Annotated in this window: 26 protein-coding genes and 1 tRNA gene; 16 read left to right on the forward strand and 11 right to left on the reverse strand. The window is 32.7% G+C overall.

Translation table 11 applies throughout. The features are described 5' to 3' along the window. Window positions 1–113: 113 nt before the first annotated feature. Both ACHZDT_RS18670 and ribD read right to left on the reverse strand, forming a co-directional pair. Window positions 114–716 (reverse strand): HAD family hydrolase, encoded by a 603-nt coding sequence (locus tag ACHZDT_RS18670; RefSeq protein ID WP_394776197.1) that lies wholly within the window; start codon window positions 714–716, stop codon window positions 114–116. Then, window positions 709–1,758: a bifunctional diaminohydroxyphosphoribosylaminopyrimidine deaminase/5-amino-6-(5-phosphoribosylamino)uracil reductase RibD gene (gene ribD, locus ACHZDT_RS18675; RefSeq protein ID WP_394776303.1), complete on the reverse strand. Its 1,050-nt coding sequence runs from the start codon at window positions 1,756–1,758 to the stop codon at window positions 709–711. Before ribD ends, ACHZDT_RS18670 begins: the two co-directional genes overlap by 8 nt. Before the next feature lie 95 nt (window positions 1,759–1,853). Between ribD and ACHZDT_RS18680 the strand changes: the two genes are divergently transcribed. The 3 genes from ACHZDT_RS18680 (at window position 1,854) to prmC (ending at window position 4,094) form a co-directional block, all read left to right on the forward strand. Further along, window positions 1,854–2,339, forward strand: coding sequence for a GNAT family N-acetyltransferase (locus ACHZDT_RS18680; RefSeq protein WP_394776199.1), 486 nt, complete (start codon window positions 1,854–1,856; stop codon window positions 2,337–2,339). A gap of 4 nt (window positions 2,340–2,343) precedes the next feature. Next, window positions 2,344–3,150: a hypothetical protein gene (locus ACHZDT_RS18685; RefSeq protein WP_394776200.1), complete on the forward strand. Its 807-nt coding sequence runs from the start codon at window positions 2,344–2,346 to the stop codon at window positions 3,148–3,150. 77 nt (window positions 3,151–3,227) lie between these two features. Beyond that, on the forward strand, window positions 3,228–4,094 hold the full coding sequence (gene prmC, locus ACHZDT_RS18690; protein ID WP_394776201.1) for a peptide chain release factor N(5)-glutamine methyltransferase: 867 nt from the start codon (window positions 3,228–3,230) through the stop codon (window positions 4,092–4,094). Between the two features lie 213 nt (window positions 4,095–4,307). Here the strand turns inward: prmC and ACHZDT_RS18695 are convergent, their stop codons facing one another. Then, complete coding sequence (locus tag ACHZDT_RS18695; protein ID WP_394776202.1) at window positions 4,308–5,552, reverse strand: ABC transporter permease; 1,245 nt, start codon at window positions 5,550–5,552, stop codon at window positions 4,308–4,310. A gap of 191 nt (window positions 5,553–5,743) precedes the next feature. Between ACHZDT_RS18695 and hisS the strand changes: the two genes are divergently transcribed. The 12 genes from hisS (at window position 5,744) to ACHZDT_RS18755 (ending at window position 17,140) form a co-directional block, all read left to right on the forward strand. Next, window positions 5,744–7,171 (forward strand): histidine--tRNA ligase, encoded by a 1,428-nt coding sequence (gene hisS / locus ACHZDT_RS18700; RefSeq protein ID WP_394776204.1) that lies wholly within the window; start codon window positions 5,744–5,746, stop codon window positions 7,169–7,171. A gap of 252 nt (window positions 7,172–7,423) precedes the next feature. Next, a tRNA-Trp gene (locus ACHZDT_RS18705) sits at window positions 7,424–7,494 on the forward strand. Window positions 7,495–8,164: 670 nt separating this feature from the next. Beyond that, entirely contained in the window at window positions 8,165–8,743 is a 579-nt protein-coding gene (locus ACHZDT_RS18710; protein ID WP_394776205.1) for a nucleotide exchange factor GrpE, read from the forward strand. A gap of 75 nt (window positions 8,744–8,818) precedes the next feature. Continuing rightward, window positions 8,819–9,934, forward strand: a complete 1,116-nt coding sequence (gene dnaJ / locus ACHZDT_RS18715; RefSeq protein ID WP_394776206.1) for a molecular chaperone DnaJ — start codon at window positions 8,819–8,821, stop codon at window positions 9,932–9,934. Window positions 9,935–10,097: 163 nt separating this feature from the next. Further along, window positions 10,098–11,024, forward strand: a complete 927-nt coding sequence (locus tag ACHZDT_RS18720; RefSeq protein WP_394776207.1) for an ABC transporter ATP-binding protein — start codon at window positions 10,098–10,100, stop codon at window positions 11,022–11,024. 78 nt (window positions 11,025–11,102) lie between these two features. Beyond that, window positions 11,103–12,419, forward strand: coding sequence for an ABC transporter permease (locus tag ACHZDT_RS18725; RefSeq protein ID WP_394776208.1), 1,317 nt, complete (start codon window positions 11,103–11,105; stop codon window positions 12,417–12,419). Window positions 12,420–12,618: 199 nt separating this feature from the next. Then, a complete protein-coding gene (locus ACHZDT_RS18730) occupies window positions 12,619–13,782 on the forward strand; it encodes a sigma-54-dependent transcriptional regulator (RefSeq protein WP_394776210.1) in 1,164 nt (387 codons plus the stop codon). Window positions 13,783–13,885: 103 nt separating this feature from the next. Then, entirely contained in the window at window positions 13,886–14,551 is a 666-nt protein-coding gene (locus ACHZDT_RS18735) for a DEAD/DEAH box helicase (protein WP_394776211.1), read from the forward strand. Window positions 14,552–14,627: 76 nt separating this feature from the next. Further along, the gene (locus ACHZDT_RS18740; protein ID WP_394776212.1) at window positions 14,628–15,437 is read left to right on the forward strand and encodes an alpha/beta hydrolase; all 810 of its coding nucleotides are present in this window, start codon (window positions 14,628–14,630) and stop codon (window positions 15,435–15,437) included. Between the two features lie 39 nt (window positions 15,438–15,476). Next, complete coding sequence (locus tag ACHZDT_RS18745; protein ID WP_394776213.1) at window positions 15,477–15,695, forward strand: putative signal transducing protein; 219 nt, start codon at window positions 15,477–15,479, stop codon at window positions 15,693–15,695. Between the two features lie 103 nt (window positions 15,696–15,798). After that, window positions 15,799–16,602, forward strand: a complete 804-nt coding sequence (locus ACHZDT_RS18750; RefSeq protein ID WP_394776214.1) for a Cof-type HAD-IIB family hydrolase — start codon at window positions 15,799–15,801, stop codon at window positions 16,600–16,602. Between the two features lie 10 nt (window positions 16,603–16,612). Next, window positions 16,613–17,140, forward strand: coding sequence for a GNAT family N-acetyltransferase (locus ACHZDT_RS18755; RefSeq protein WP_394776216.1), 528 nt, complete (start codon window positions 16,613–16,615; stop codon window positions 17,138–17,140). A gap of 99 nt (window positions 17,141–17,239) precedes the next feature. On the opposite strand, the gene ACHZDT_RS18760 is transcribed toward ACHZDT_RS18755, so the two are convergent. Continuing rightward, a complete protein-coding gene (locus ACHZDT_RS18760) occupies window positions 17,240–17,758 on the reverse strand; it encodes a hypothetical protein (RefSeq protein ID WP_394776217.1) in 519 nt (172 codons plus the stop codon). Between the two features lie 501 nt (window positions 17,759–18,259). On the opposite strand from ACHZDT_RS18760, the gene mtaB reads away from it, so the two are divergent. Continuing rightward, entirely contained in the window at window positions 18,260–19,594 is a 1,335-nt protein-coding gene (gene mtaB, locus ACHZDT_RS18765) for a tRNA (N(6)-L-threonylcarbamoyladenosine(37)-C(2))-methylthiotransferase MtaB (protein ID WP_394776218.1), read from the forward strand. Between the two features lie 415 nt (window positions 19,595–20,009). Here mtaB and ACHZDT_RS18770 read toward each other — a convergent pair whose 3' ends face one another. The 7 genes from ACHZDT_RS18770 to ACHZDT_RS18800 all read right to left on the reverse strand — a co-directional run bounded on the left by ACHZDT_RS18770 (window position 20,010) and on the right by ACHZDT_RS18800 (window position 26,267). Then, window positions 20,010–20,519 (reverse strand): hypothetical protein, encoded by a 510-nt coding sequence (locus ACHZDT_RS18770; RefSeq protein ID WP_213305488.1) that lies wholly within the window; start codon window positions 20,517–20,519, stop codon window positions 20,010–20,012. Between the two features lie 97 nt (window positions 20,520–20,616). Then, window positions 20,617–21,333, reverse strand: a complete 717-nt coding sequence (locus ACHZDT_RS18775) for a 3-ketoacyl-ACP reductase (protein ID WP_394776220.1) — start codon at window positions 21,331–21,333, stop codon at window positions 20,617–20,619. A gap of 111 nt (window positions 21,334–21,444) precedes the next feature. Then, window positions 21,445–22,032 carry an LURP-one-related/scramblase family protein gene (locus tag ACHZDT_RS18780; RefSeq protein ID WP_394776221.1) on the reverse strand — a complete coding sequence of 196 codons (588 nt, stop codon included), beginning with the start codon at window positions 22,030–22,032 and terminating at the stop codon, window positions 21,445–21,447. 135 nt (window positions 22,033–22,167) lie between these two features. Continuing rightward, window positions 22,168–22,488 carry a TonB-dependent receptor plug domain-containing protein gene (locus tag ACHZDT_RS18785; protein WP_394776223.1) on the reverse strand — a complete coding sequence of 107 codons (321 nt, stop codon included), beginning with the start codon at window positions 22,486–22,488 and terminating at the stop codon, window positions 22,168–22,170. A gap of 80 nt (window positions 22,489–22,568) precedes the next feature. Continuing rightward, complete coding sequence (locus ACHZDT_RS18790) at window positions 22,569–24,728, reverse strand: von Willebrand factor type A domain-containing protein (protein WP_394776224.1); 2,160 nt, start codon at window positions 24,726–24,728, stop codon at window positions 22,569–22,571. A 91-nt stretch (window positions 24,729–24,819) separates the two neighbouring features. Then, a complete protein-coding gene (locus ACHZDT_RS18795; protein ID WP_394776225.1) occupies window positions 24,820–25,764 on the reverse strand; it encodes a hypothetical protein in 945 nt (314 codons plus the stop codon). A gap of 2 nt (window positions 25,765–25,766) precedes the next feature. Next, on the reverse strand, window positions 25,767–26,267 hold the full coding sequence (locus ACHZDT_RS18800; RefSeq protein WP_394776227.1) for an RNA polymerase sigma factor: 501 nt from the start codon (window positions 26,265–26,267) through the stop codon (window positions 25,767–25,769). Window positions 26,268–26,282 lie beyond the last annotated feature (15 nt).

A 26,282-nucleotide genomic window follows, 5' to 3' on the forward strand; every position in this document is an offset into this window, starting at 1 on the left:
TAAAAAGATTTGAGATGATCTTCGCAGATTATAATTAATTCTGCTTAAATCTGCAGAATCTGCGTGAAAAAATATTTTTAATCTTTTAATCTGTGGCAGAAAACTTTTGGCAGTTAAATTATTTTTTTATCGAATAAATCAACAACATCTTCCTGTCCAACTTGTAGATTCCAGACATGAAAGCCTAAAGCTGCGGCAGAATCTGTATTTTCTTTTTTATCATCTATAAACAAAGTACGTTTTGGTGATAGTTCGTGTTTATTGATTAAGTATTGAAAAACTTCAGGATTTGGTTTTCGCATTCCAATTTCAAACGAAAAATAAACCTTTTCAAAACATTGATAAAAATCACTGTAAAATGAAATTCCACTTGCGTGTTCAAAAGTTGCAATATGAATCGAATCAGTATTGCTCAATAAAAATAATCGGTATTTTTGAGAAAGCAACTGTAAAAACTCTAATCTATATAAAGGGAAATCAGCCAAAACAGCATTCCAGGCTTTTAGGATTTCTTCAATAGATGCATTAGGAAGTTCTTTTTGAAAACCTGCCAAAAAATCATCATGCGAAATATCTCCCGTTTCAAACAAAAGATTCAAACGATCTAACTCGGCGCTCCATTCCGTCATGCCTAAATTCTGCAATCCTGAAATAGTCGCTTGTTTGTCTAAATTGATAAAAATATCTCCAAAGTCAAAAATTATAGTATCAATCATGATTTCTAATGTTTATTAATTCATCGCTTTGAATGTAAGTTTTGGTCAAATTTTTCTTTTGAATAACGGGCGCTTTTGTTCCTTTTCCGAAAGTAGTTTTTCCGATAAAAATTCTGGCTTCATCCCAAATATTTTCATCTATAAAAGATTGTAGCGTTTGCAATCCGCCTTCGATAATAATAGACTGAATTTGATTTTGATGTAAAACAGCTAAAATCTGCGGAATTATATTTTGATTAAAATCAATTACTTCAAAGTTAGTGTTTTCTGTTGGAAGGCTAATTTCAGATTTGGTAAAAACAATTGTTTTAACAGTATCATCAAAAATAAAACTCTCTTTTAAAATGCGATTATTTTGATCTAAAACCACTCTCACCGGATTGTTTCCTGACCAGTCTCTGGTATTTAATTTCGGGTTATCATCAATAACAGTTTGAGTTCCTACTAATATTGCCTGTTCTTCACTGCGCCATTTATGCACCAATTGTCTTGAATATTGATTGGTAATCCAAACAGGTTTTCGATTCTTATTAATCTCTTTTTCAGGTGATAAAAAACCATCCTGACTTTCTGCCCATTTCAATATTATATACGGTCTTTTTTCCTGATGAAAAGTAAAAAAGCGTTTATTGAGTTCGTTGCAATCTTTTTCTAAAACACCAACCGTTACATTTGCGCCTGCGGCAATTAGTTTTTTTATGCCATTTCCGGCCACTTTTTCATTAGGATCTACAGTTCCTACAACCACATTCGGGATTTTGTGTTCTATTATTAAATCACAACAAGGAGGTGTTTTTCCAAAATGGCTGCAAGGCTCTAAACTCACATATATAGTAGCTTTTTTTAGCAGCGATTTATCTTTTACAGATTGTATTGCGTTGACTTCGGCGTGTGGTTGTCCGGCTTTTTTATGCCAGCCTTCTCCAATAATTTGGTTTTCGTAAACAATTACACTTCCCACCATCGGATTAGGATATGTTGTTCCGAAGCCATTTTGTGCCAGTTCAATGCAGCGTTTTATGTATTTTTCATGTATATTCACACTGCAAAAGTAGTTATTTTTGAGTTTAGGCATAAGTTAAGAAACTATCAAAAAGTATTTTTTACTTTTGTAAGAAGTTATACGAATAAAAAATTATGGAAAATTGGATTATCAGAACAATTAAAAAAGAAGACAATCAGGCTGTTGCTCAATTAATACGATCGGTTTTTGACGAAATGGAAATACCCAAAGTAGGAACAGCATATGCAGATCCGTATTTAGATTTAATGTTTGAAGAATATAACAAACCGAAATCAGCTTACTTTGTCGTTGAAAACGAAGGTAAAATAGTTGGTTGTTCAGGAGTTGCGCCATTAGAAAATGGCGATTCTAAAATTTGTGAATTGCAAAAAATGTATTTTTTACCGGAAACCCGTGGTTTAGGAATTGGAGCAAAAATGATGGAAAAATGCTTAGAGCAGGGAAGGATTTTTGGTTTTGAAAAATGTTATATCGAAACAATGCCATTTATGCATGCCGCTCAAAAATTATATAAAAAATCAGGTTTTGAATATTTACATGCACCATTAGGAAATACTGGGCATAGTTCTTGCCCAGTGTGGATGTTAAAAGTTTTATAATCATATGAAAAAAATTGTGTTTGGAATTGTTTTAGTCTCGGTTTTGTTTTCTTGTAATAATTCTAAAGAAAAAAAGGAAGACAAAAAAGTTAAGGTCGCCAATAATACTGTTGTTAAGGATTCTGTTCAAAAGGAGGAAACTACAGCAGATGAAAAAAATAAAAATAATTTTGACATTTTGTTACCCCGCAGTTATCGAACCTACGACGTAAATCCGGCTTCATCCTTAACAGATAAGTGGATTGATTTATATGAAGATAATGGTGAATATTATTTGGCTAAAGCCGATTTTAAAATAGAAAAAGGATTTGACCAATGTTCAGGAGATTCTTTAATGTCAATTATTCCGAAAAATAAAACGATTGTTTTTATGGATAATCCAGGTTTAAAACTTGGAAAAATAAAGTCTTTAAAAATCAATAAACATAAAGTTTGGCCAAAAGAAAAAGTAACTTATACATTTAATGGTATTAATTACGTTCTTAGAGCGGAAGGAAAAGTTTTGTCTGAGGATAAAACAGATTCAGACAATGATGGTGACAAAGCTTTTAAGAATGTAGCAAATTATAAACTCTATTTAACTATAGGAAATGGTGTTGAAAAATTGCTTTTAGCCGAAGAATCGTTTAATGATACCTTTGTAGAATTACTTTTTGCAGGAGATATTGACGGAGACGGAAAACTGGATTTGATTTTTAGCGCAAGTAGAGATTATGAAGAAGAGCGGGTAATTTTATTTCTTTCATCAAAAGCTAAAAATGATGATGTGATGAAAAAAGCTGCCGAAATATCAGTTCAGTTTGATTGCTAGGAAATATAATAAAGTTAATAGTTTAAATAAGATGATAATAATTGACAAAAAGCTGCGGCGTTTAAAATAAACTCAAAATGAGAATCAAACAATATCGTACTCAATTTATAAAAGAATTATCCCCTTTTTACGATGCGTATGAAGCGGAGAGTTTTTTCTATTTAATATTAGAAGACAAACATAAATTACGACAAATTGATTTAGCTCTAAATCATGAATTGACGTTTTCAGAAAGCGATTTTGTGGTTTGGGATTCATTTTTAACTCAATTAAAAAAAGAAGTACCAATCCAGTATTTGCTGGGGAAAACTCATTTTTATGGATTAGATTTTGAAGTCAATGAAAATGTCTTGATTCCGAGACCTGAAACAGAAGAATTGGTCGAATGGATTATCAATGAAAACTCAAAAATTGATACTTCTAAAAAAATAAAAATCCTTGATATTGGTACAGGAAGCGGTTGTATTGCAATTTCTTTGGCAAAAAATATCCCCAATGCTGAAGTTTACGGAATTGATGTTTCGAAAAAAGCGATAGAAACCGCAAAAAGAAACGCGATCAACAATAAAACCGGCGTAACTTTTATGCTTCAGAATATTTTAGAGACAGAAGCTTTGAAATGTAATTTTGATATTATTGTTTCAAATCCGCCTTATGTTCGTAATTTAGAAAAAGAGGAAATTAAAAAGAATGTTCTGGATTATGAACCACATTTGGCACTTTTTGTCGAAGATAATGACGCATTGATTTTCTACAGAAAAATAGCCAATCTGGCACAAAATAATCTTTTGGATAACGGACAATTGTATTTTGAAATCAATCAGTATTTAGGCGACGAAACCAGAGATTTACTTGAAAAAATGGATTTCAAAAATATAGAATTACGAAGAGATATTTATGATAATGACAGAATGATTTCATGCAAGGTTTCTAAAACTGCATAATTTTTTAAAGAGAAGTTATTGAAAAAATAAAATTTCTAATCTAGCCCCGATAGAAGTGAAAATCCTTTTATGCGGGTCCCGAGGCTTCGGGAGCCATAAAAGATTGTAACGTATAGCGGGACAAAAGGTGTTATGAAACGATAAATTACTGCTTCAAATATTTCTACATAATTTGATCTCAGTTCACTGAAAACTGCCACTGAAAACTGAAAATTACTCATAACGCAAAGCCTCAATAGGATCGAGTTTTGATGCTTTGATCGCAGGATATAATCCCGAAACAATTGCAACAGTAAAACTGGTCGCAAAAGCGGCAAAAATCGCAACCCAAGGCACTACAAATACAAAACTCATTGCGGTTGCAATGGCAAAACCTAAAAGGATTCCGATTACAATACCAATCAAACCTCCAATTTGTCCAATCAATAAAGTTTCGATAAAAAACTGAACGGCAATCGTTATTCTTTTTGCTCCCAAAGCTTTTCTAACGCCTATTTCGCGTGTACGTTCTGTAACCGAAACAATCATGATATTCATTAATGCAATTGAAGATCCTAAAATGGTGATAATACTGATGATCCATGATGCCCAGCCCAAATATTTTGTGATTCCCAAAATACGATTTATTAAATCATCGCTACGCCCAATTCCGAAATTATTGTCACGGGTTGGACTTAACTTTCGAACTCTTCGCATTGTACTTGTTGCGTTGTCAATAGCCTGGTCTAAAAGTTCTTTTTTAGAAACCATTACGCTCATTGTATAATTGATATTAGGCGCAGTAAATAAGGAACGCGCGACCTGAATTGGAATTAAAACACGTAAATCCTGACTGTTTCCAAATGTTGATCCTTTTTCTTTTAAAACACCAATGACTTTAAAACGAGCACCGCGAATGGAAATTATTTTATCAATTGGGTTCAAATCTTTTAATAATCCTTTCTCAAAATCAGATCCTACAATGCAGGAATAAGTGTTATTGTCAATATCAAATTGATTAAAACTACGGCCTAAACTAATTTCTAAACCAGAGTTGGCAATAAAATGTTCGTCGACACCAAGAATTTTAATTTCAGGATCTGTTTTTTTATCTAAATATTTAACCTCTGCCGTTTTAGTGGCTGTAAATGATAAAGAAGTTTCGGTAAAAGGATATTTATATTTGTTTTTAAAAGCTACAGCTTCCGGATATGAAATAATAGGATTTACGATTTCACGTTCGTTGCTTCCGCGGTTTTTAAGGCTGTTTTCGTACTGATTGATGTTGAAAGTATTTGCTCCCATAGAAGCAAAATTGGTCGAAATAGTATTTTCAAGTGCTGTTACAACGGTCAAAATTCCCACCAAAGCAGTAATCCCAATCGCAATAATTAATACGGTAAGAATGGTACGCAACAATTGTGTTTTGATAGAACCAAAAGCAATTCGGATATTTTCTTTAAATAATTTTAGCATCATGACCAATTTGTCACGAAAATACGTTTTTTGTTACAAGTTTGTTTTCGAACAGGCATTATTTATTTTAAAAAATAAGATATTTGCAGTCCATTAGAAATAGAGAAATCTAAAAATAAAATAATCCAAGAAAAATTTTAATTTAAGATTCCCAAAAATCTACAATCTAAAATCAGAAATCTAAAATAAAAAAGATGGCTTCAAAACCAAGCATACCACAAGGAACAAGAGATTTTTCGCCTGCAGAGGTGTCAAAACGTCAATATATTATTCAGAACATAAAAAATAATTTTGAGAAATTTGGTTTTCAGCCGATCGAAACACCTTCGTTTGAAAATTCAGATACTCTAATGGGGAAATATGGAGAAGAAGGTGATCGCCTGATTTTTAAAATATTGAATTCAGGAAACTTTTTCTTTAATAAAAATAAAATCGAATTACCGGAATCTATAGAATCTTTACAAGTAAATTCAGCTGAAACAATTAATCTGGATCAAAGAATTGAGCTGAATAAATTTACGGGAAAAATTTCTGAAAAAGCATTACGTTATGATTTAACCGTTCCGTTTGCGAGATATGTTGTGCAACACCAAAACGAAATTGAATTTCCTTTTAAAAGATACCAAATCCAACCGGTTTGGAGAGCTGATCGCCCACAAAGAGGACGTTACAGAGAATTCTATCAATGTGATGCGGATGTTGTAGGTTCAAAATCATTATGGCAGGAAGTAGAATTGGTTCAATTATATGATACGGTTTTTACGTCTTTAGGTTTAGAAGGTGTTACGATCAAAATCAATAATAGAAAAATTTTATCCGGAATTGCCGAAGTAATTGGCGCATCAGATAAGTTGATTGATTTTACCGTTGCTCTTGATAAACTCGATAAAATTGGTGAAGATGGCGTTAAAAAAGAAATGATCGAAAAAGGTATTGCCGAAGAAGCTTTGGTTAAAGTTCAGCCACTTTTTAGTTTTACAGGAACTTTTTCAGATAAAATAAATCAACTTTCAAGTCTGTTAGCAGAATCGGAAGAAGGAATGAAAGGTGTTGAGGAATTGAAATTTATTTGTGACAATGTGGCAACTTTAGGTTTGTCAACAGCAACTTTAGATCTTGATGTAACTCTTGCACGTGGATTAAATTATTATACCGGAGCTATTTTTGAAGTAGCCGCACCAAAAACCGTTTCAATGGGTTCTATTGGCGGAGGTGGAAGATACGATGATTTGACAGGTATTTTTGGCTTGAAAAATATGAGCGGCGTTGGAATTTCTTTTGGTTTAGACCGAATTTATTTAGTTCTTGAAGAGTTGCAATTGTTTCCTGAGACCGTAGTAGCAACTTCAAAAGCATTGTTTATCAATTACGGAGATGCTGAGGCTTTATACGCTTCGCAAGCGATTCAGAAATTACGACAAGAAAATATCAAAGTAGAATTGTATCCTGATAATGTAAAAGTGGGGAAACAGTTTCAATATGCTGATAAGCGCTTGATTCCGTTTGCTGTAATTGCAGGCGATCAGGAAATTGAAAATAATTCATATTCTCTTAAAAATTTAGTTTCAGGAGAACAGGTTTCTGTTGATTTTGAAGGATTGAAAGCTGCTTTATTGGCGTAAGAGTTTAACCAAAAATCTACAAAGTTTTTTGCCACGAATTCACGAATTTTAATTTTTTAATTCGTGGCCAAAATAACCAGAAAGAGCACAAAAAAATTGCAAAGTTTTTAATTTGATTAAGAATACATAATTCACAAAGCTTTGGTGGTGATTGTGTTAATGAATCATTAGCATTTATCTGCTAAAATCTTTTTAAATCTGCGTGAAATTAATTGCAGGAAAAGAAAAAATACTTTTAATTTGCGACTTATTACGGGCGTAGTTCAAGGGTAGAATAGCGGTCTCCAAAACCGTTGATGGGGGTTCGAATCCCTCCGCCCGTGCAATAAAAAAAATATATCTAATTGTTTTTTACCGCAAAGAACGCAAAGATTTTTATCTAAGAATATATTAATAAAATATAAAGTTCGCAAAGCTAAATCAATAAAAAGCTTTGCGAATTTTTTTTTGCGGTTCAACGCTAAATGGTGTGGAGAATATTACAAATTTTAGCTCCCTAATTGTTTTTTACCGCAGAGAAAGCTAAATTTTATTGCAGAGTTCACTAAGATTTAAGTTGTGTTTATACAATCTAAGTACACAAAGCTTTGCGAGCTTTGTCTTTTATAAAGCTTAAGCGTAAAAAAACTTTGCGTTGTTTGCTGTAAATTTTTTCGTTCTATTAGGTTTTTAGTATTGATCTCGCTAAAGATAAAAAGCATAAAAAAAAGCTTCGTCTGTAATAGGCGAAGCTTTTTTTAATATAAGGTAAACTTGAATTAATAATTATTTATGAAGCCGAGGCCAACCCTTAAATTCAATTTTGATAGGTAATCTTTAATTTCCAATTTGGAATCCCAAATATAGTATAAACTAAAACGTAATAGTCTTAAAATTATACTAAATTTCTTAGCTCTAATATTTCTTTTTAAATAGCTCAGTTTTAATAAAGTGACAATTTGACATTTTAAAAGATTTGGCAGTACTTTTGCAATCCAACAGAAAGAATACAAAATGAAGTTTAAAAATATTTTTAAAAATAAAAGTAATATGACTACGGAAAATACAGAGTTCGATCAAGAATTAGATGATGCAACGTTAGAAAATAATGCCAATGGCGAGCAATTAATTGTTGAAGAATTAAGTGTTGAAGAGCAATTAGCTCAAGACTTGGCAAAAGAAAAAGATAAATTCTTGAGATTATTTGCTGAATTTGAAAATTATAAAAAAAGAACTTCAAAAGAACGTATGGATTTGTTTAAAACAGCAAATCAAGAAGTTTTGTTAGCAATGCTTCCGGTTTTAGATGATTTTGACAGAGCAACTGTAGAAATCAACAAATCTGAAGATGAAAATTTGAAAAAAGGAGTGGAGTTAATTCACGAAAAATTCAAAAGTACTTTGGTTTCTAAAGGTTTAGAGCAAGTTGAAGTAAGGGCAGGTGATGCTTTTAATGCTGATTTTGCTGAGGCAATTACCCAAATTCCAGCTCCGTCTGAGAAATTAAAAGGGAAAATTGTTGATGTTATCGAAAAAGGATACAAATTGGGAGACAAAATTATTCGTTTTCCTAAAGTGGTAATCGGAAACTAAAATGCAAATAAGATTCTGAAAGTCAATTTTAATAGTTGGAATTTAGAATTTAAGATTTGGAATTTAATCTAAATTATGAAAAAAGATTTTTACGAAATATTAGGCATTTCAAAAGGTGCTGATGCTGCCGAAATTAAAAAAGCTTACAGAAAAAGCGCTTTAAAATATCATCCGGATAAAAACCCGGGAGACAAAGAGGCAGAAGAAAACTTTAAATTAGCGGCAGAAGCTTATGAAGTTCTAAGCGATCCTAACAAAAAAGCTAAATACGATCAATACGGACACCAGGCTTTTGATGGTTCCGGAGGTTTTGGCGGCGGTGGCCACGGTGGAATGAATATGGATGACATTTTCAGCCAGTTTGGTGATATTTTTGGTGGTGGATTTGGCGGCTTCGGTGGAGGCGGTGGCGGAGGTCCTCGTCGTTCTAAAGGAAGTAATCTTCGAATTAAAGTAAAATTGACTTTAGAAGAAGTTGCAAATGGTGTTGAGAAAAAAGTAAAAGTAAAACGTAAAGTTCAGGCTAAAGGAGTAACATACAAAACATGTTCGACTTGTAACGGTCAGGGACAAGTAATGCGTGTAACAAATACAATTTTAGGAAGAATGCAATCTGCATCAACTTGCCCAACTTGTGGTGGTTCAGGTCAGATTTTAGATAAAAGACCTTCTGAAGCAGATGCTCAGGGAATGGTTGTTGAAGATGAAACTGTTTCAATCAAAATTCCTGCTGGAGTTACTGATGGCATGCAATTAAAAGTTTCTAATAAAGGAAATGATGCTCCCGGAAATAGCGTTCCTGGTGATTTAATTGTTGCTATCGAAGAGTTAGAGCACGAATTCCTGAAACGTGAAGGTGAAAATATTCATTTTGATTTATACATTAGTTTTCCTGAAGCAGTTTTAGGAGTTTCTAAAGATATCGAAGCAATCAACGGAAAAGTTCGAATTAAATTAGAAGAAGGTATTCAATCCGGAAAAATCCTAAGATTAAAAGGAAAAGGTATTCCAAGTATAAACGGTTACGGAAGCGGAGATTTACTGGTTCATGTAAATGTCTGGACACCTAAAACGTTGAATAAAGAGCAAAAACAATTTTTTGAAAATGCTTTAGCCGACGAACATTTTGTTCCAAATCCTGAAAAATCAGAAAAATCATTTTTTGAGAAAGTAAAAGATATGTTTTCATAAGGTAAACTTTTTTCTAAAATGTTTAATAAATATAAAAACCCATTCTAATGTAAATTTAGAATGGGTTTTTTGCGTAATTATACAAAGATTCGCTCTGAATTATTTACTTTTACAGGCTGTTGGTCATAATGATCAAACTGACGCAGAAAATCTTAAATATAGCATGAGCAACTTACTCGAAGTACATAAAGTCGTAAAAAAATACGGTGATTATGTAGCGCTTAACGAAGTTTCATTAAATGTGCCAAAAGGTAGTATTTACGGATTATTAGGTCCTAATGGAGCTGGAAAAACTTCCCTTATTCGTATTATAAATCAAATTACTTTGCCTGATAGCGGCGAAATAATTCTGGACGGAGAAAAATTGCAGCAAAAACATGTGCAGACAATTGGTTATCTTCCTGAGGAAAGAGGTTTGTATACATCAATGAAAGTAGGTGAGCAATGTTTGTACCTGGCGCAAATGAAAGGACTTTCTAAAGCCGAAGCAAAAGTGCAACTGGAATACTGGTTTGACCGTTTGGGAATTCAGGGTTGGTGGAACAAGAAAATACAGGAACTTTCAAAAGGAATGGCGCAAAAAATTCAGTTTGTGGTTTGTGTATTGCATAAACCAAAATTGCTGATTTTTGATGAGCCGTTTTCCGGATTTGATCCTGTAAATGCTAATGTGATCAAAGATGAAATTCTGGCATTAAAAGAACAAGGCGCAACAATTATATTTTCGACACACAGAATGGAAAGTGTTGAAGAACTTTGCGATCATATTGCTTTAATTCATAAATCGAATAAATTAATAGAAGGAAAACTAAGCGATGTAAAACGTCAGTTTAGAACCAATAGTTTTGAAGTTGGCATTTTGACGAGCAATGTCGAAGGTCTAATGTATGACATTACACAAAAATTTACTGTGGCGCCGGCAAATTTCAAATCATTAAACGATGATTTAAAACTAGATATTCAGATTGGGAATTCAACGCCAAATGAGTTATTGAATATCCTGACACAACGCGGACAAGTAACACATTTTGTAGAAAAAATCCCGAGTGTAAACGATATTTTTATTCAAACAGTAACTGATAAAATATAAAATTCAAAAAATAAATCCCAAATTCCAATTTTGAAATACGTCAGAATTGGAATTTGGAATTTGAAAATTAAAATATTTATGGGCATTGTATCATTAATTATAAAAAGAGAATTTATTGCAAAAGTCCGCAATAAATCTTTTGTTGTCATGACTTTTTTAAGTCCGTTATTGTTCGTTGCAATTGCTGGATTTATTGGTTATTTGAGTTCGATGAAAGCAGAAACCAAAAAAATCGCCATTCATGATGAAACAGGTTTGTTTGCAAACGATTTTGTCAGGCAGAATAAAAAAGACGCAGCATTTAAATACCTGAATTTATCTAAAATTGATACACAGGCATTAAAGGATAGCATTACGAATGAAAGTTTTGACGGTTTAATTATTATTCCAAAGACAAATAATTTAAGAGATTTAGAAAGTAAAATCGAATTTATTTCAAACAATAGTCCAAGTATTTCTTTTATCGAAAAAACGCAGGATGTCATAGCCGAAAAGATTACAAAGATAAATCTTGAGTCGGCAAAACTGGATACTTTGGCAATTCAAAAAGCGCAATCAGCAGTTAATATTCATTTAGTAAAAGCTTCCGGCGAAGAAAGTTTAAAAGGATTAAATGAAATTAAAATAGGAATTGGCGGAGCTTTTGGATATTTAATCATGATGTTTATTATCATTTATGGAAACATGGTAATGCGAAGTGTCATCGAAGAAAAAACAAATAGAATTATAGAAATCATTATTTCATCGGTAAAACCATTTCAGTTAATGATTGGTAAAATCGTAGGAACATCATTAGCAGGATTATTACAATTTATGATCTGGGCAATAATTGGTTTAGGATTAATGTTTGCCGCTTCGACATTTTTTGGAGTAAATGTAGGACCAACAGCGAGAATTTCACCGGAATTAATGCAATCTGCACAACATGAAATGTCAGGAACGGCACAAATGTATATTAGCGAATTATGGAATTTGCCAATCGCAAGTATCTTATTTGGTTTTGTGGTTTATTTCATTGGAGGCTACTTTTTATACAGTTCATTTTATGCCGCAATTGGAGCCGCAGTTGACAATCAAACCGATTCTCAACAATTTCTTTTGCCTATTATTATGCCGCTTATTTTAAGTGTTTACATCGGATTTTTCACAGTTGTAAACGATCCCCACGGAACAATTGCAGTTGTATTTTCAATGATTCCGCTAACCTCGCCAATAGTAATGTTAATGCGACTTCCGTTTGGAGTGCCGTGGTGGCAAATCGCAATTTCGGTATCATTATTGTTTGCAACCTTTTTCCTTGTTGTCTGGTTCGCAGCCAAAATTTACCGCATTGGTATTTTAATGTACGGCAAAAAACCAACGTGGAAAGAATTGTATAGATGGCTTAAATATTAGTTTTTTAGTTGCAAAGGTTCAGAGATACAAAGTTGCAAAGGTTTTTGAATATTGGAATTATATGTCGTACATAGAATTTTAAGGAATTACACAAAGAGTATTAAAAATATTATAATAATAAAAGGTTCAAAGGAACAAAGTGACAAAGATTTTAAACTTTGTTCCTTTGCACCTTTGCAACTTTGAACCTAGAAAAAGAATGAGTAAAATACTAATTATAGAAGACGAAGCATCGATCAGGAGAGTTTTGGTAAAAATTTTATCAGAAGAAAATGATACGTATCAGGTAGATGAAGCAGAAGATGGCGTTGCTGGTCTTGAGAAGATAAAAAATAACGATTACGATTTGGTTTTGTGTGATATCAAAATGCCAAAAATGGACGGTGTTGAGGTTTTGGAAGAAGCAAAAAAAATCAAACCTGAAATTCCGATGGTGATGATTTCCGGTCATGGCGATATGGAAACCGCAATTCATACCATGCGTTTAGGAGCTTTTGATTATATCTCAAAACCGCCTGATTTAAATCGTTTATTGAATACTGTTCGTAATGCTTTAGATAAAAAGCAACTTGTAGTTGAGAATAAAATCCTAAAGAAAAAAGTCAGTAAAAACTACGAAATGGTAGGAGAGAGCGAAGCCATCAATCATATTAAAATGATGATTGATAAAGTAGCGCAAACCGAAGCCAGAGTTTTAATTACAGGACCTAACGGAACAGGAAAAGAATTAGTGGCTCATCAATTACATGAAAAAAGCGAACGTGCTAATTTTCCAATGATTGAAGTAAACTGCGCTGCGATTCCAAGTGAATTGATTGAAAGCGAATTGTTTGGTCATGTAAAAGGAGCTTTTACATCGGCGGTGAAAGATCGTGCAGGAAAGTTTGAAGCGGCTGATAAAGGAACTATTTTCTTAGATGAAATTGGTGATATGAGTCTTTCGGCGCAAGCCAAAGTTTTACGTGCTTTACAAGAAAGTATGATTACCAGAGTGGGTGCTGAAAAAGATATTAAAGTCGATGTGCGTGTTGTGGCTGCCACCAATAAAGATTTAAAAGTCGAAATTGCCGAAGGTCGTTTCCGTGAGGATTTATACCATCGTTTGGCAGTGATCCTGATAAAAGTTCCGCCATTGAACGAAAGACGTGATGATATTCCGGCTCTAGTAAGATATTTTGCAGAGAAAATTGCCTCAGAGCAAGGGAATGTTGTAAAAGTATTTTCGGCACAAGCCGTACAATTATTACAAGAATATGATTGGACAGGCAATATTCGTGAACTTAGAAATGTTGTCGAAAGATTAATCATTTTAGGAGGAACGGAAATTTCTGAAAATGACGTAAAAATGTTTGCAAGCAAGTAAATGCTTCGCGCAATAGGCTATAAGCTTTAAGCTTTAGGCTAAAAAAAATTACAAATAATTTTTTGCTTATGGCGTATTGCCTAAAGCTTAAAGCATAATAAACATGAAACTAAAAAAAATAAACGAAAAATTACAAAACGCACTAATTGAAAACGGTTTAACAGAAGCAAATGTTTTGCAGCAGGAAACCTTTTCGACAATAAAAAGTGGAGCAGATTGTATCATTCTTTCTCCGGCAGGAAGCGGAAAAACAACAACGATTGTATTGAATGTAATTCAGCAATTGACAGGTCAAACAGAAGAATCTCCGCGCGCTTTGATTTTTGTTGAGGACAAAGCCAAAGTTTTAGAGATGGAAGTGCTTTTTGAGAAATACGGAAAACATTCGAATCTTGAAGTTTACGGCGTGCACGACAAAGGCGACATGGAATATGATAAAAATTATATTTCAACAGGAATTGATGTTTTAATTGGAACGCCAAATAAATTAAGCGATATGTTTACAACTGCGGGTTATAATGTAAACCGCTTGAAAATGTTCATTATCGATGATGCAGATCCAATGTTGAAATTGCGCCATGAAACTAAAATTATGCGTATTTCGAACAGTATCACAAAAACGCAACGTATTATTTTTGCGGAAAACCTGACAGAACGTATCGAGATTTTGGCAGATAAAATGATGCTGGAACCTTATTTATTTGATATGGATGAAGAAGGTGAAGAAGAGCTTGATGAAGAAGAAAGTGATATTCAAGAGGAAGAGTAAATAAAGTCCCGGTTTTCAGTATTAACTGAGACTGAAACTGCAACTGAAAACTGAAAAAATATTTTAATTTATGGAGATGTTGAAAACAATTAAGTTTTTGACAATTGTGCTTTTGGCATTTTTTGTTGTTATTTATGTAATTATTGTTTTCTATGTTTATTTCAATCAGGTTGGAATGGTTTTTCAGAGCGCTAAACTTTCAAAAGACCATCAATTTGATTATCAGCATAAATTTGAAGAACTCAATATTAAATCTTTTGACGGAGTACAATTAAATGGTTTATTGTTTAAAGCGGAGCATTCTAAAGGGCTTGTTTTTTATCTTCATGGAAATGCAGGAACATTAGAAACCTGGGGAAGTATTGCTAAAATATATACGAATCTGGATTATGATATTTTTATTTTAGATTACAGAAGTTTTGGTAAAAGCGAAGGTGAAATTGAGAATGAAGAACAGTTAAACAAAGATGTTTCGGTAGTTTATAAAACATTAACGAAGCGATATCCTGAAAATAAAATTATTATTACCGGTTATTCAATTGGCTCAGGGCTTGCGACAATTTTAGCTTCTGAGAATAATCCTAAAGCATTGATTTTGCAATCGCCTTATTATAGTTTTACAGAATTATCAAGTAGTAAAGTGCCGTTTTTTCCGGATTTTCTAAAAAAGTTTACTTTAGAAACTTACGAATATTTGCCTAAAATAAAAGTGCCAATTTATATTTTTCATGGAATGCACGATCAATTAATTCCTTATGAAAATTCAGTTCGATTAAGTAAACTTTTGAAAAATAACGGGCATTTTTATCCATTAAGAGATCAGGAACATACTGGAATGAATGAAAATAATGATTTTCAGAAACAGTTAAAAATAATACTACAATAAAGAATAAAGAATACAAATAATTACAAAAAATAAAATGTTATGGGATTAATGAAGGTGTTTTCAGGAAGTGAAATTTTAGCAATCGCTTTACAAGAAAGATTAGAAGAAGCAGGAGTAGAAACGTCAAAAAAAGACAATATTCAATCGGCTCGTTTAGGCGGTTACGGAGGTTCTGATTTAGCTGTTGAAGTATTTATTCAGGAAACAGATTTTGCAAAAGCAAATCCGGTTATCGAAGAATTCAGAATGAGTATTTAGATAAAAAAGTATCTGTCCCAGTCTCAGTTTTCAGTGCTTATTGAGACTGAAAACTGAGACTGAGACTGGAAAACTGCGGCGAAAAACTGAAAACTAAAAAAACATGCAATATAAAATGCTGGTGCTCGACATGGATGATACTTTGTTGACAGACGATCATAAAATTTCGGAATTAAATAAAAAAGTATTGCTTGAAGCGCAGGCAAAAGGCGTGTACGTAGTTTTGGCTTCTGGCAGGCCAACATCGGCAATGACCGCCTATGCTAAAGATTTAGAACTTGATTTGAATGATTCTTATATTATTTCATTTAATGGCGCTGTAATTAGTACTGTAAAAGATGAACTTATATTATTTGAACAATGTTTAACGCCAGAACAAATTCATGATTTATACGATTATAGTGTAAAAATGAAAACGCATATTATCACTTATATTGAAGGCGAAATAGTAAGCGAAACAGATTCAGAATATATTGAGATCGAAAAAGAAATTACCGGATTGCCACATAATAAAGTGCCTGATTTTAAAGCGGCTGTTACTAAACCGGCGGTGAAATGTATTTTATTAGCAGAACCTTCTTATTTAAAAGAGGTAGAAAAAGATTTAAAACTGGCAATGCCTCATTTGAGTATTGCAATGTCTAAACCTTTTTTTCTGGAAGCTGCTCAAAACGGAATTGATAAAGCCGCAAGTATAAAATTTTTGGCATCAAAATTAAATATTCATCAAAGTGAAATTATTGCCGTAGGAAACGCAGGAAATGATTTAACAATGATTGAATATGCAGGACTTGGAGTTTGGGTTGACAATGTTACGCCTGAATTACGTGATCGCGCTAATATAATTGTGGCATCAAACAATAATGATGGAGTTGCTGAGGTTGTACAGCGTTATATTTTAAATTAAATTAATTGAGATGAAAGAACCGATAGAAACGGAACGCTTGCTTTTGAGAGAATTACTTATTTCAGATGTTGACGGAATGTTTGAATTGGATTCGAATCCAAAAGTGCATCTTTTTCTTGGAAATAAACCTGTTAAAGATATTGAGGAAAGTCTCGATCAAATAAAAAATATCCAGAAACAATATAAAAATTTAGGAATTGGCCGCTGGGCTGTGATTCTAAAAGAAACAAATGAGTTTTTAGGCTGGTCCGGAATTAAGCTTATTAAAAATGAAATCAATAAACATAAAGACTTTTACGAATTAGGATATCGTTTCATCGAAAAACATTGGGGAAAAGGATATGCTACTGAAGCCGGAAAAGCTTTTATAGATTATGCATTTAATGTAATGAAGGTAGAAGCGCTTTATGCTTACGCCGATGCAGGTAATGAAAACTCAAGAAAAATTTTAGAAAAGCTTGGTTTACATTATGTAAATTCTTTTCAATATGAAGGAGAATTGGAAGTTTGGTACGAATTGAAAAATCCAAACTTATAAATCCTAAGAAATGCGTTCCAAATCTTTGTAATCTTATTGTTTAAGATCTATAAAGATTTGGAAAACAGCTCGTAGTTTTCTAATAGTAATTATTAGAAATTATTTTTTAGCTACAGAAACAAAATATTTATTTCCGTCACCCATTGTCAGTTTTACACGTTCGTCGCAAAGATCGATAGCAAAATTAGCGCTTTCGTAACAAGTACAAGTAGTGCTTTTATCTTTAGACATTTCTGTTTTACAATTGTTGTTTTTGAAAGTAGACAATTGTGGCGTGTACAAACTTACTAAGTCAGTAGAAGCCGTCACTAAAGAAATAATACTTGCCGAGTTATTATTAGTAATTCTGTAAACAATTCTATCAGTATAATTTACTTCATTTACTGTTACTTTACGAATATAAGTATAAGCTGTTGAGCCTTCACTAGGTTCTTTTACTTCAAATTTAAATCCAACCGCACGAATTGCAATATCAAATTGAGATTGAGAGTTTAAGCTCGCCCAAGTTGTCAATGTACTAATAGATGGAAATGGATTAGCAGCTGGAGCAGCAGTTTGTGCTTGCGAGCTAAAAATGGTTAAGAACATCAAGCAGATTGTGGGTAAAAATGCTTTCATATGGAATTTAATTTATAATTTTTGCCTACTCTTTCTGGTTTTCGGCCTTCCCATTTTTATTATAACAAAACAACAACATAACGAGGGAAAATCAAAATTGTTATGGGTGAATTATTATTTAAATAATATAATTTTTTTATCAGCTTTTTGATGAAGTGAAATTACCTCTAAAAAACAATTTAATCAAAGTTAAATGTAAGAAAATTTGAATCTAAACATTTAAAAAAATGTATTTAATCGATATTATTTGCATTTAATCGATGATTTTGTCATTTTATTCTTATTGAAATGTTTATCGCCTTATTTATAGACGAAATTTATTCATGGCAAATTAGTATAATTTATAGTTTTTTAAGATGCTTTGAAATATATGTTTGTCGCAAAATATTGATATATAGTGTATTATTGATTTTATTTTAAAGAATATTGTACGTAAATTTGCAAACTCTTCAAAAGAGATGTAAATATAATATCTTACTACTTAAAACGTAGTTTATTCCCATGGAAAATAGAAAAAAAGTTGCTTTTTATACGCTTGGCTGCAAACTGAATTTTTCAGAAACTTCTACAATCGCCAGAAACTTTAATGATGAAGGTTTTGATCGTGTTGATTTTGAGGAAATAGCCGACATTTATGTCATCAATACCTGTTCTGTTACAGAAAATGCCGATAAACAATTTAAGCAGGTTGTAAAAAAGGCAATGAAACTTAATAACAAGGCATTTGTTGCCGCTGTGGGTTGTTATGCTCAATTAAAACCAGAAGAATTAGCAGCCGTTGACGGTGTTGATTTGGTTCTTGGCGCTACTGAAAAGTTTAAAATCACTGATTATATTAATGACTTAAGCAAAAATGATATGGGTGAAGTTCACTCATGCGAAATTTCTGAAGCAGATTTTTATGTTGGAAGTTATTCTATTGGCGATCGTACCCGCGCATTCCTGAAAGTTCAGGACGGTTGCGATTATAAATGTACCTATTGTACGATTCCGCTTGCAAGAGGAATTTCAAGAAGTGATGCTTTAGAAAATGTCCTGCAAAATGCCAAAGAAATTTCAGCTCAAAATATTAAGGAGATTGTTTTAACCGGAGTAAATATTGGAGATTACGGAAAAGGAGAATTCGGAAATAAAAAACACGAACATACTTTTCTTGATTTAGTTAAGGCATTAGATGAAGTTGAAGGAATCGAGCGATTGAGAATTTCATCAATCGAACCTAATTTATTGAAAAATGAAACAATTGAATTTGTTTCAAAAAGCAGAACTTTTGTACCGCATTTTCATATTCCGTTACAATCCGGAAGTAATGATATTTTAAAATTAATGAAACGCCGTTATTTACGTGAAGTTTATACAGAACGAGTAAATAAAATTCGCGAAGTAATGCCCCATGCTTGTATAGGTGTTGATGTTATTGTTGGTTTTCCCGGAGAAACTGATGAGCACTTTTTAGAAACGTACCATTTCCTGAATGAAATGGATATTTCATACTTACACGTTTTTACGTATTCTGAAAGAGACAATACCGAAGCTGCAAATATGCCTGGAATTGTTCCTGCAAACGTAAGAGCGAAACGAAGTAAAATGTTACGCGGATTATCAGTTAAAAAACGTCGTGCTTTTTACGAAACCCAAATAGGATCTAACAGAACGGTTTTGTTCGAAAGTGAAAATAAAGAAGGATATATTCACGGTTTTACCGAAAATTACGTAAAAGTAAAAACTCCATGGAATCCTGAATTGGTTAATACATTACAAGAAATTAATTTGACTAAAATCGACGAAGACGGAAGTGTTCGTTTAGAGTTTATAAACAAATTAGCAGAAGTTTAGCATCTTAAATTTAGGCAATTTATGACATGGTTTGTCATTCCGATTTCTATGATAAAACCAAATCATTTTTCAGGAGCTAATCCCGCTATCCGTTTCAATCTTTTGTGGCGAACCCCGCCACAAAAGGATTTCCACTTCTATCGGGGCTAGGACAATCATTTTCATAACGCTATTTTCGTATGATTTGTCATTCCGAGGAACGAGGAATCTCCGCAAGTAACTCTACAAAGTTTGGAATTTCACAAAGTGACCACAATCTAAAGGAGGAACGAGGAATCTCCGTAAGTAACTCTACAAAGATTGACGATTTTCTGTATGGAGTTTCTTGCGGAGATCCTTCCTTCATCAGGATGACAAAAAAAACGCATAGTTCTTTCTCGTGAAAGCTATGCGTTTTTATTTTTTAGAATAAATCCTATTTCTGACCTTCTGGAATCACCAATTTCAAGGAATTAATATAATCCGTATCAAATTCGATAACTCTTATTTTTTGTGGATTAAAGCTCAAATCACCACCAAACTGACCTTTTATATCTAAGAAGTCAATCGTTAATTCTTCGTCATTTAATTCTATCAGTTTTCCTAAATAAGCTGATTTAGCCGATTTTTTCGAAATCTGAAAAATTCCGTATTTGTTATTTACATAATTCAGGATTGAGCTTAAATCCCGAATTGGGATAATATCTTCGGCATTAGTTTTTAGACCTTTCAGGCGAATTACTTTTTCGGTAAACTCTAAATCCTGATCTCTGTGAACCGCTTCGATATTCTTGTTTTTCAGAATTACAAAACCGTCTAATATAAAATCCTCAGGATTGTTTCTCAGTAAAATCCAATCATCAGAATAATCAATAAGAAATCCGGTAAAAATTTCTTTTTTATCTGTAAATTCTATTGCAATTAATTGTCTTAAATATTGTTCCATCATATTTCTTTTTAAAATTCCAATCTTTTTAAATTCCAAATTCCAATTCGATCAGCGGTTGGAATTTGTAATTTAAAAAGATTGAAAATTATTTTTTTTAAGGATTCGTTGACCAGATACTGCTGTTTTTGATAAAAACTCTACGGCTTAATTTCAATTGCGCAATGATTAATTCGGCTACATCTTCAGATTGCATTACTTTATCCGGATTTCCATCCGTTAACTTTAAATCTAAAGCCAAATCAGTTGCAACAGTACTTGGCGTTAAAGCTGTAACCCGAATATTATGTTTGCGGACTTCCTGCATTAAAGAATCGGTTAATCCTAAAACGGCAAATTTAGATGCACTGTATGCACTTGTCAAGGCATTTCCGTTTAATCCCGCAGTCGATGAAATATTGATAATATCGCCCGTTTGTCTTTCGATCATATTTGGTAAAATAGCGCGGGTTGTATAATACGTTCCCATTAAATTTACCTGAATAATTTTTTCCCAGGCATCCGGTTCAAGCGCCATGAAATTACCAAAAGCAGCAATGCCGGCATTATTGATTAAAATGTCTATTGTTTTAAATTCGGCAAAAGCCTTTTCAACAGCACTATTTATAGAATTAATATCTGAAACATCAGCAGACAGAGCCAAAGATTTTACGCCTAAAGCAGTAGTTTCAGTTGCTAATTGATCAACATCAGCCTGAGTTCTTGAAACTAAAATTACATTTACACCTTCTTTTGCAAGTGCAATTGCAATTGCTTTTCCAATTCCTTTTCCTGCGCCTGTAATCAGCGCATTTTTATTTTTTAAGTCTGTCATGATTTATTTTTTAGAAATGCAAAAGCATCATTTTAGTTACACAAAAATACAGTTTTTGCGCCCCAAAATGATGCTTTTAGATAATTTCTTAATCTAATTTTAACAACTTTATTATTCTTTCAAAACCATGTCAATACACATTACAGCCGCAAGAATTAATTGTCTTAACGGACTATCCGGCGCAACAGTTTCTTCAATTTGTAACACATAATTATCGGCACTTGTAAAAAGTTCTTTACCCATTCCCGCCCATTTTTTGCTTACCTGCGCTAATTGTTTGTTTTCATGACTGAATTTAAAATCCCAACCTGTCCATTTTCCCTGAAGAGTTGCAGCAGATTTTTCGTTTTTATCCAAAATTTCGAATTTTCCTCCAATCGAAAATAATTTCTGTTTAAATGTTCCCAGTAAACGATCTTTTTCATCAAAAACGGTAACAGTTGAACGAAACCATGCGATTCCGCGTTTTACAGAAATTATTTTTTCACCTGAAGCCGTCGTAATTTCAATATCAAAAGGAGTCATTCTTTTATAATCTGTAAAGCGCAGCATTTTAGTGAAAAATCCCAGATTATTTTCTCTGCAATTCATGATAATTTCATTGCTTTCAGGATTATAAATATCATAGTTATTAGCGGCTTTAAACATTCCGATATGCTCTTTAACAAGAAATAGATTTTGATTTAGGATAGGGTTCATTAAATTTTATTTGAATTGATTTGTAAATGATTTTTAAAGATTGTAGTTTGAATTTTCTTTAAAGAAGATCAAATGTAAAAATAATTCTGTTAATAAATCAATATTAAATAGGAATGAAATCTGTATTATTAAATTTTAGTCTTTTTCTTTTGAAGTAATAATTATAGCACCGTTTATTCCTTTATTTCCGTATTGCGAAATCGCTTCAGTTTCTTTTAAAACCTTAATCTCTTTAATATTATTCGGGTTTATTTTAGAAAATTGTTCGGAATTTATTATGTATCCATCAAGAATTATCAAAGGTGCATTTAGAAGTGATATTTTTGATGGTGCACATATTGTTATCCGACTAACTTCATTTACAGGCTTTACATTTGAAATTTCTTTTTGCTGTGCTCGAGATATGAAACATGTAAGGACAGAAAATGCTAATGAAATAAGTTTAATATTTTTCATCGTTTTAAATAATAATGGAAATTTATCTTTGTCAAAGTTTTAAAACTTTGACAAAGATTTTTAGAATTAACTTTAATTTTTTAATTGAATTTTGCCGATTCAGTCAGGCGAATAAATTCGGATTTATAACCTTCATTATCATTTGAAATTCCTTGTTTTGCTAATTTCAAAATGTCATCAGAAGATTTATTCGAAATCAGTTTTGAATCTCTTAATTTCAATCCAAACCACGCAACAGCAGTGCTAAATTTAAAATCATCAGAAGCTTTTTCTAAAGCAACAGCCTTGTTTTCGATCACTTGTACAATTTCGATACTTTTATCTCCGTCAGGTTTTTTATAACGAAATTTTATTGTGGCAAGTTCATCTTTATAATTATTGTCAGTTTCTTTTACTTTTGTGTATTTTAAATCATCAGGTTGTGTGTTCAAATAATCGCTTGAAACTCCTGCAGGAATAATTTCATACAAAGCCGTAACGGTGTGATTACTTCCTAATTCGCCGGCATCGATCGCATCATTTTTAAAATCTTCGGGACGCAATTTTCTATTTTCATATCCTATTAATCGATACGCCTGAATTTGTTTTGGATTAAATTCGATTTGAATTTTTACATCTTTTGCAATTGCAAACATTGAACCTTTGAATTCTTTTCCTAAAAACCGATTTGCTTCCTGAATATTATCGATATAGGCATAATTTCCGTTTCCTTTATCCGCTAATGTTTCCATTTTACTGTCTTTATAATTTCCCATTCCGTAACCAAGACAAGTCAGGAAAACTCCGGTTTTTCTTTTTTCTTCAATTAGCTTTTCCATATCAGTATTAGAAGTGCTGCCTACATTAAAATCTCCATCGGTTGCCAGAATAACTCTGTTGTTTCCGTTTTTGATAAAATTTTCCGTTGCAATTTTATACGCCAGTTCAATTCCAGCTCCTCCGGCTGTACTCCCTCCGGCATTCAATTTTTCAAGCGCATCATTAATAGTTCGCTTTTCGTTTCCGGAAGTTGGTGCTAAAACTAATCCTGCTGCTCCGGCATAAACAACAATTGCAACTTTATCCTTTTCTCTCAATTCATTTACCAATATTTTTAATGATTGTTTTAGTAATGGTAATTTATTGATATCGCTCATTGAACCCGACACATCAATTAAAAACACGAGATTTGAAGCTGGCAAACTTTCTGTTGGAATGTTTTTTCCTTGAAGCCCAATTTTAAGCACTTTGTTTTTAGCATTCCACGGCGAATCACTTAATTCAGTATTAATCGAGAAAGGGTTTTGATCTTTTGGCTGTGGATAATTGTATTTAAAGAAATTCACCATTTCTTCAACGCGAACAGCATCTTTAGGAACCGTTTGTCCGTTATTAATAAAACGTCTTACATTTGTATATGAAGCATTATCGACATCAATAGAAAAAGTAGAAAGTGGCGCTGTTCTTGGACTTTCGAATGCATTTTCTACAAAGGCATCATAATCTTCCTGATCCGATGTAATAGTCGGAGAAGGATTTGTAATTTTCAATTTGGCGTCAAGTTCCTTCTCTGTAAGGTTTTTGTAGATTCCGTTTTTTGTGTCAATAACAACAACGCCATTTGAAGCTTTATTTCCGTATACAGAAGTAGCGTCTTTATCTTTCAACACTTTTACATCCTGAACATCATTCGGGTTAATTTTGGCAAATTGTTCTGATTTTACCGGAATTCCGTCAAGGATATACAAAGGTTCATTTTTAGATGAAATTGAGATAACGGAGCTTGCAACTGTACTTACAGAAGGCTGAACATAACCTGGAGAAATAGCGACTCCTGCAACTTTGCCCTGAATCATTTTTCCGGCAGATTTACGCTCTTTTCTTTTTGACGCACTATAACCATAATTGTTGTCTTCATACTCAGAACTAGTTCCGTAGCCAACCATAACAACTTCCTGCAAAGTGTTGCCTTCGCTTTTCATTTTTAGATTGATGACATTCGAGTTTTTAACCACAACACTTTCGGTTTTCATTCCGATGAAGCTAAAAATAAGAGCATCTCCCTTTTGCGCCTGAATAGAGTAGTTTCCATCAAAGTTAGTTTGGGCATACTTTTTAGTGCCTTTGATTATTATTTGAACGCCGGGAAGGGGAATATCGGAATCATCTGTAACCGTTCCTGTAATTGTTTTTTCCTGTGCTGATACTACGAAACATATAAGCATAGAAAGGGCTAATGAAATAAGTTTTACGTTTTTCATGATAGTAAATTTTAAATAAATGTTAGAGATTATCTTTGTCAAAGTTTTAAATTTTGACAAAGATTCTTGAAATTAAATTTTAGATTTTAATCTAGTTTTTAGCAGTTGGTTTTCCTGTTTTAGTAGTAATAATTACAACACCTTTTTTTCCTTTTTCACCATATTTTGAGGTCGCTTCCAGATCTTGAAGTACCGTAATAGTTTTAATTTCCTGTTTATTTAAAGGCGCGTAAGGACTTGTGGGATTCATACCAAACAAATCATTTTCAGAATAATATATTCCGTCAATAATATATAAAGGCTGATCTAAAATAACCAAGGAATCTAAATTTTCAGGTTGTAAATTATGAAGTTCATTTTGCATCATTTTATCTCTTTTCTCATCGTTTTTATGAGATATTGGACTTCCGTTAATAACTAAAAGCGGTGCGCTTTTTTTAGGTGCTTGCGATTGTCTGTCAGCAAAGGCAACTTTAGCTGATTCTCTTTCTATTGTTTTAGAATAGTCTATATTTTCAGCCGCTTTATCTTTGGAATAACTATTTTCATTTTCTTCAGAATAAGTAGATGCTACAGAAGCCGCAGGTTCTTTGATAATCATTGCATCTGCTGTACCAGTTCCATCAGTTTCAGCAACATAAACTGGTGATTCGTTTACTGCGACTTCATTTTGTTGAATAATTGGATTTTTCAGAATTTTAATAGCTTCAGATTTTGGAACTAAAGGAGAATCTGAAAAAACAAGACCATCTTTTTTTTGTAAAACGGGTTTTTCTGTGTTTCCTTTTACAACGACTTTTTGATTCTGAAATAGTGTTTTATCTGTTTTGAAGAATTGAGATGCTATCGAAATAAATAATAAAAAAGAAGCTGCAATGGCAATTTTTTTCCATAACGAAATGGCTTTTTTATCTTCTTTTTTGTCCAGTTTATCTTCCACCCGAGACCAGACTTTTTCCATTCCCGGAAAATCCTTTGACTCGGAGTTTTGTGCGGCTTCTTTAAATTTATCGAATATTTTATCTTGATTGTCCATGACTATTTAGCTTTTTGGTAATACAATTTATTTACTAATTCCTTTAGCTTGGTTTTTGCGGCGTTCAATTGTGATTTTGATGTGCCTTCAGAAATGTTAAGCATTGCGGCAATCTCTTTGTGTGCAAAACCTTCAATAACAAAAAGGTTAAAAACAGTTTTACAGCCGTCAGGAATATGATTTAGTAAATTAAGTAAATCCTCTTCTTCTAATGAATTGATCTCATCAGTAAAAGGTTGCGAAAGCAATTTGACATCATCAAGATACATATTGAAATTGGTGTTTTTCTTGATGGTTGCCAAACAATGATTGACGGTTATTTTTCTCGCCCAAGCCTCAAAAGCCAGAACTTCTTTCAGTTGTTCCAGTTTTGTGAATATGGTGTAGAAAGCGTCAGCCATAGCTTCTTCAATTTCTTCTTCCTTTTTGAGGTATCGTTTGCAAAGGCGATACAATTTTGGAGCCATATGCTCATAAACCTGACGCTGAGCATCGCGGTTCATTTTTTTGCAGTTAGA

The sequence above is a fragment of the Flavobacterium sp. genome (assembly GCF_043722275.1).
Taxonomy (GTDB): Bacteria; Bacteroidota; Bacteroidia; order Flavobacteriales; family Flavobacteriaceae; genus Flavobacterium.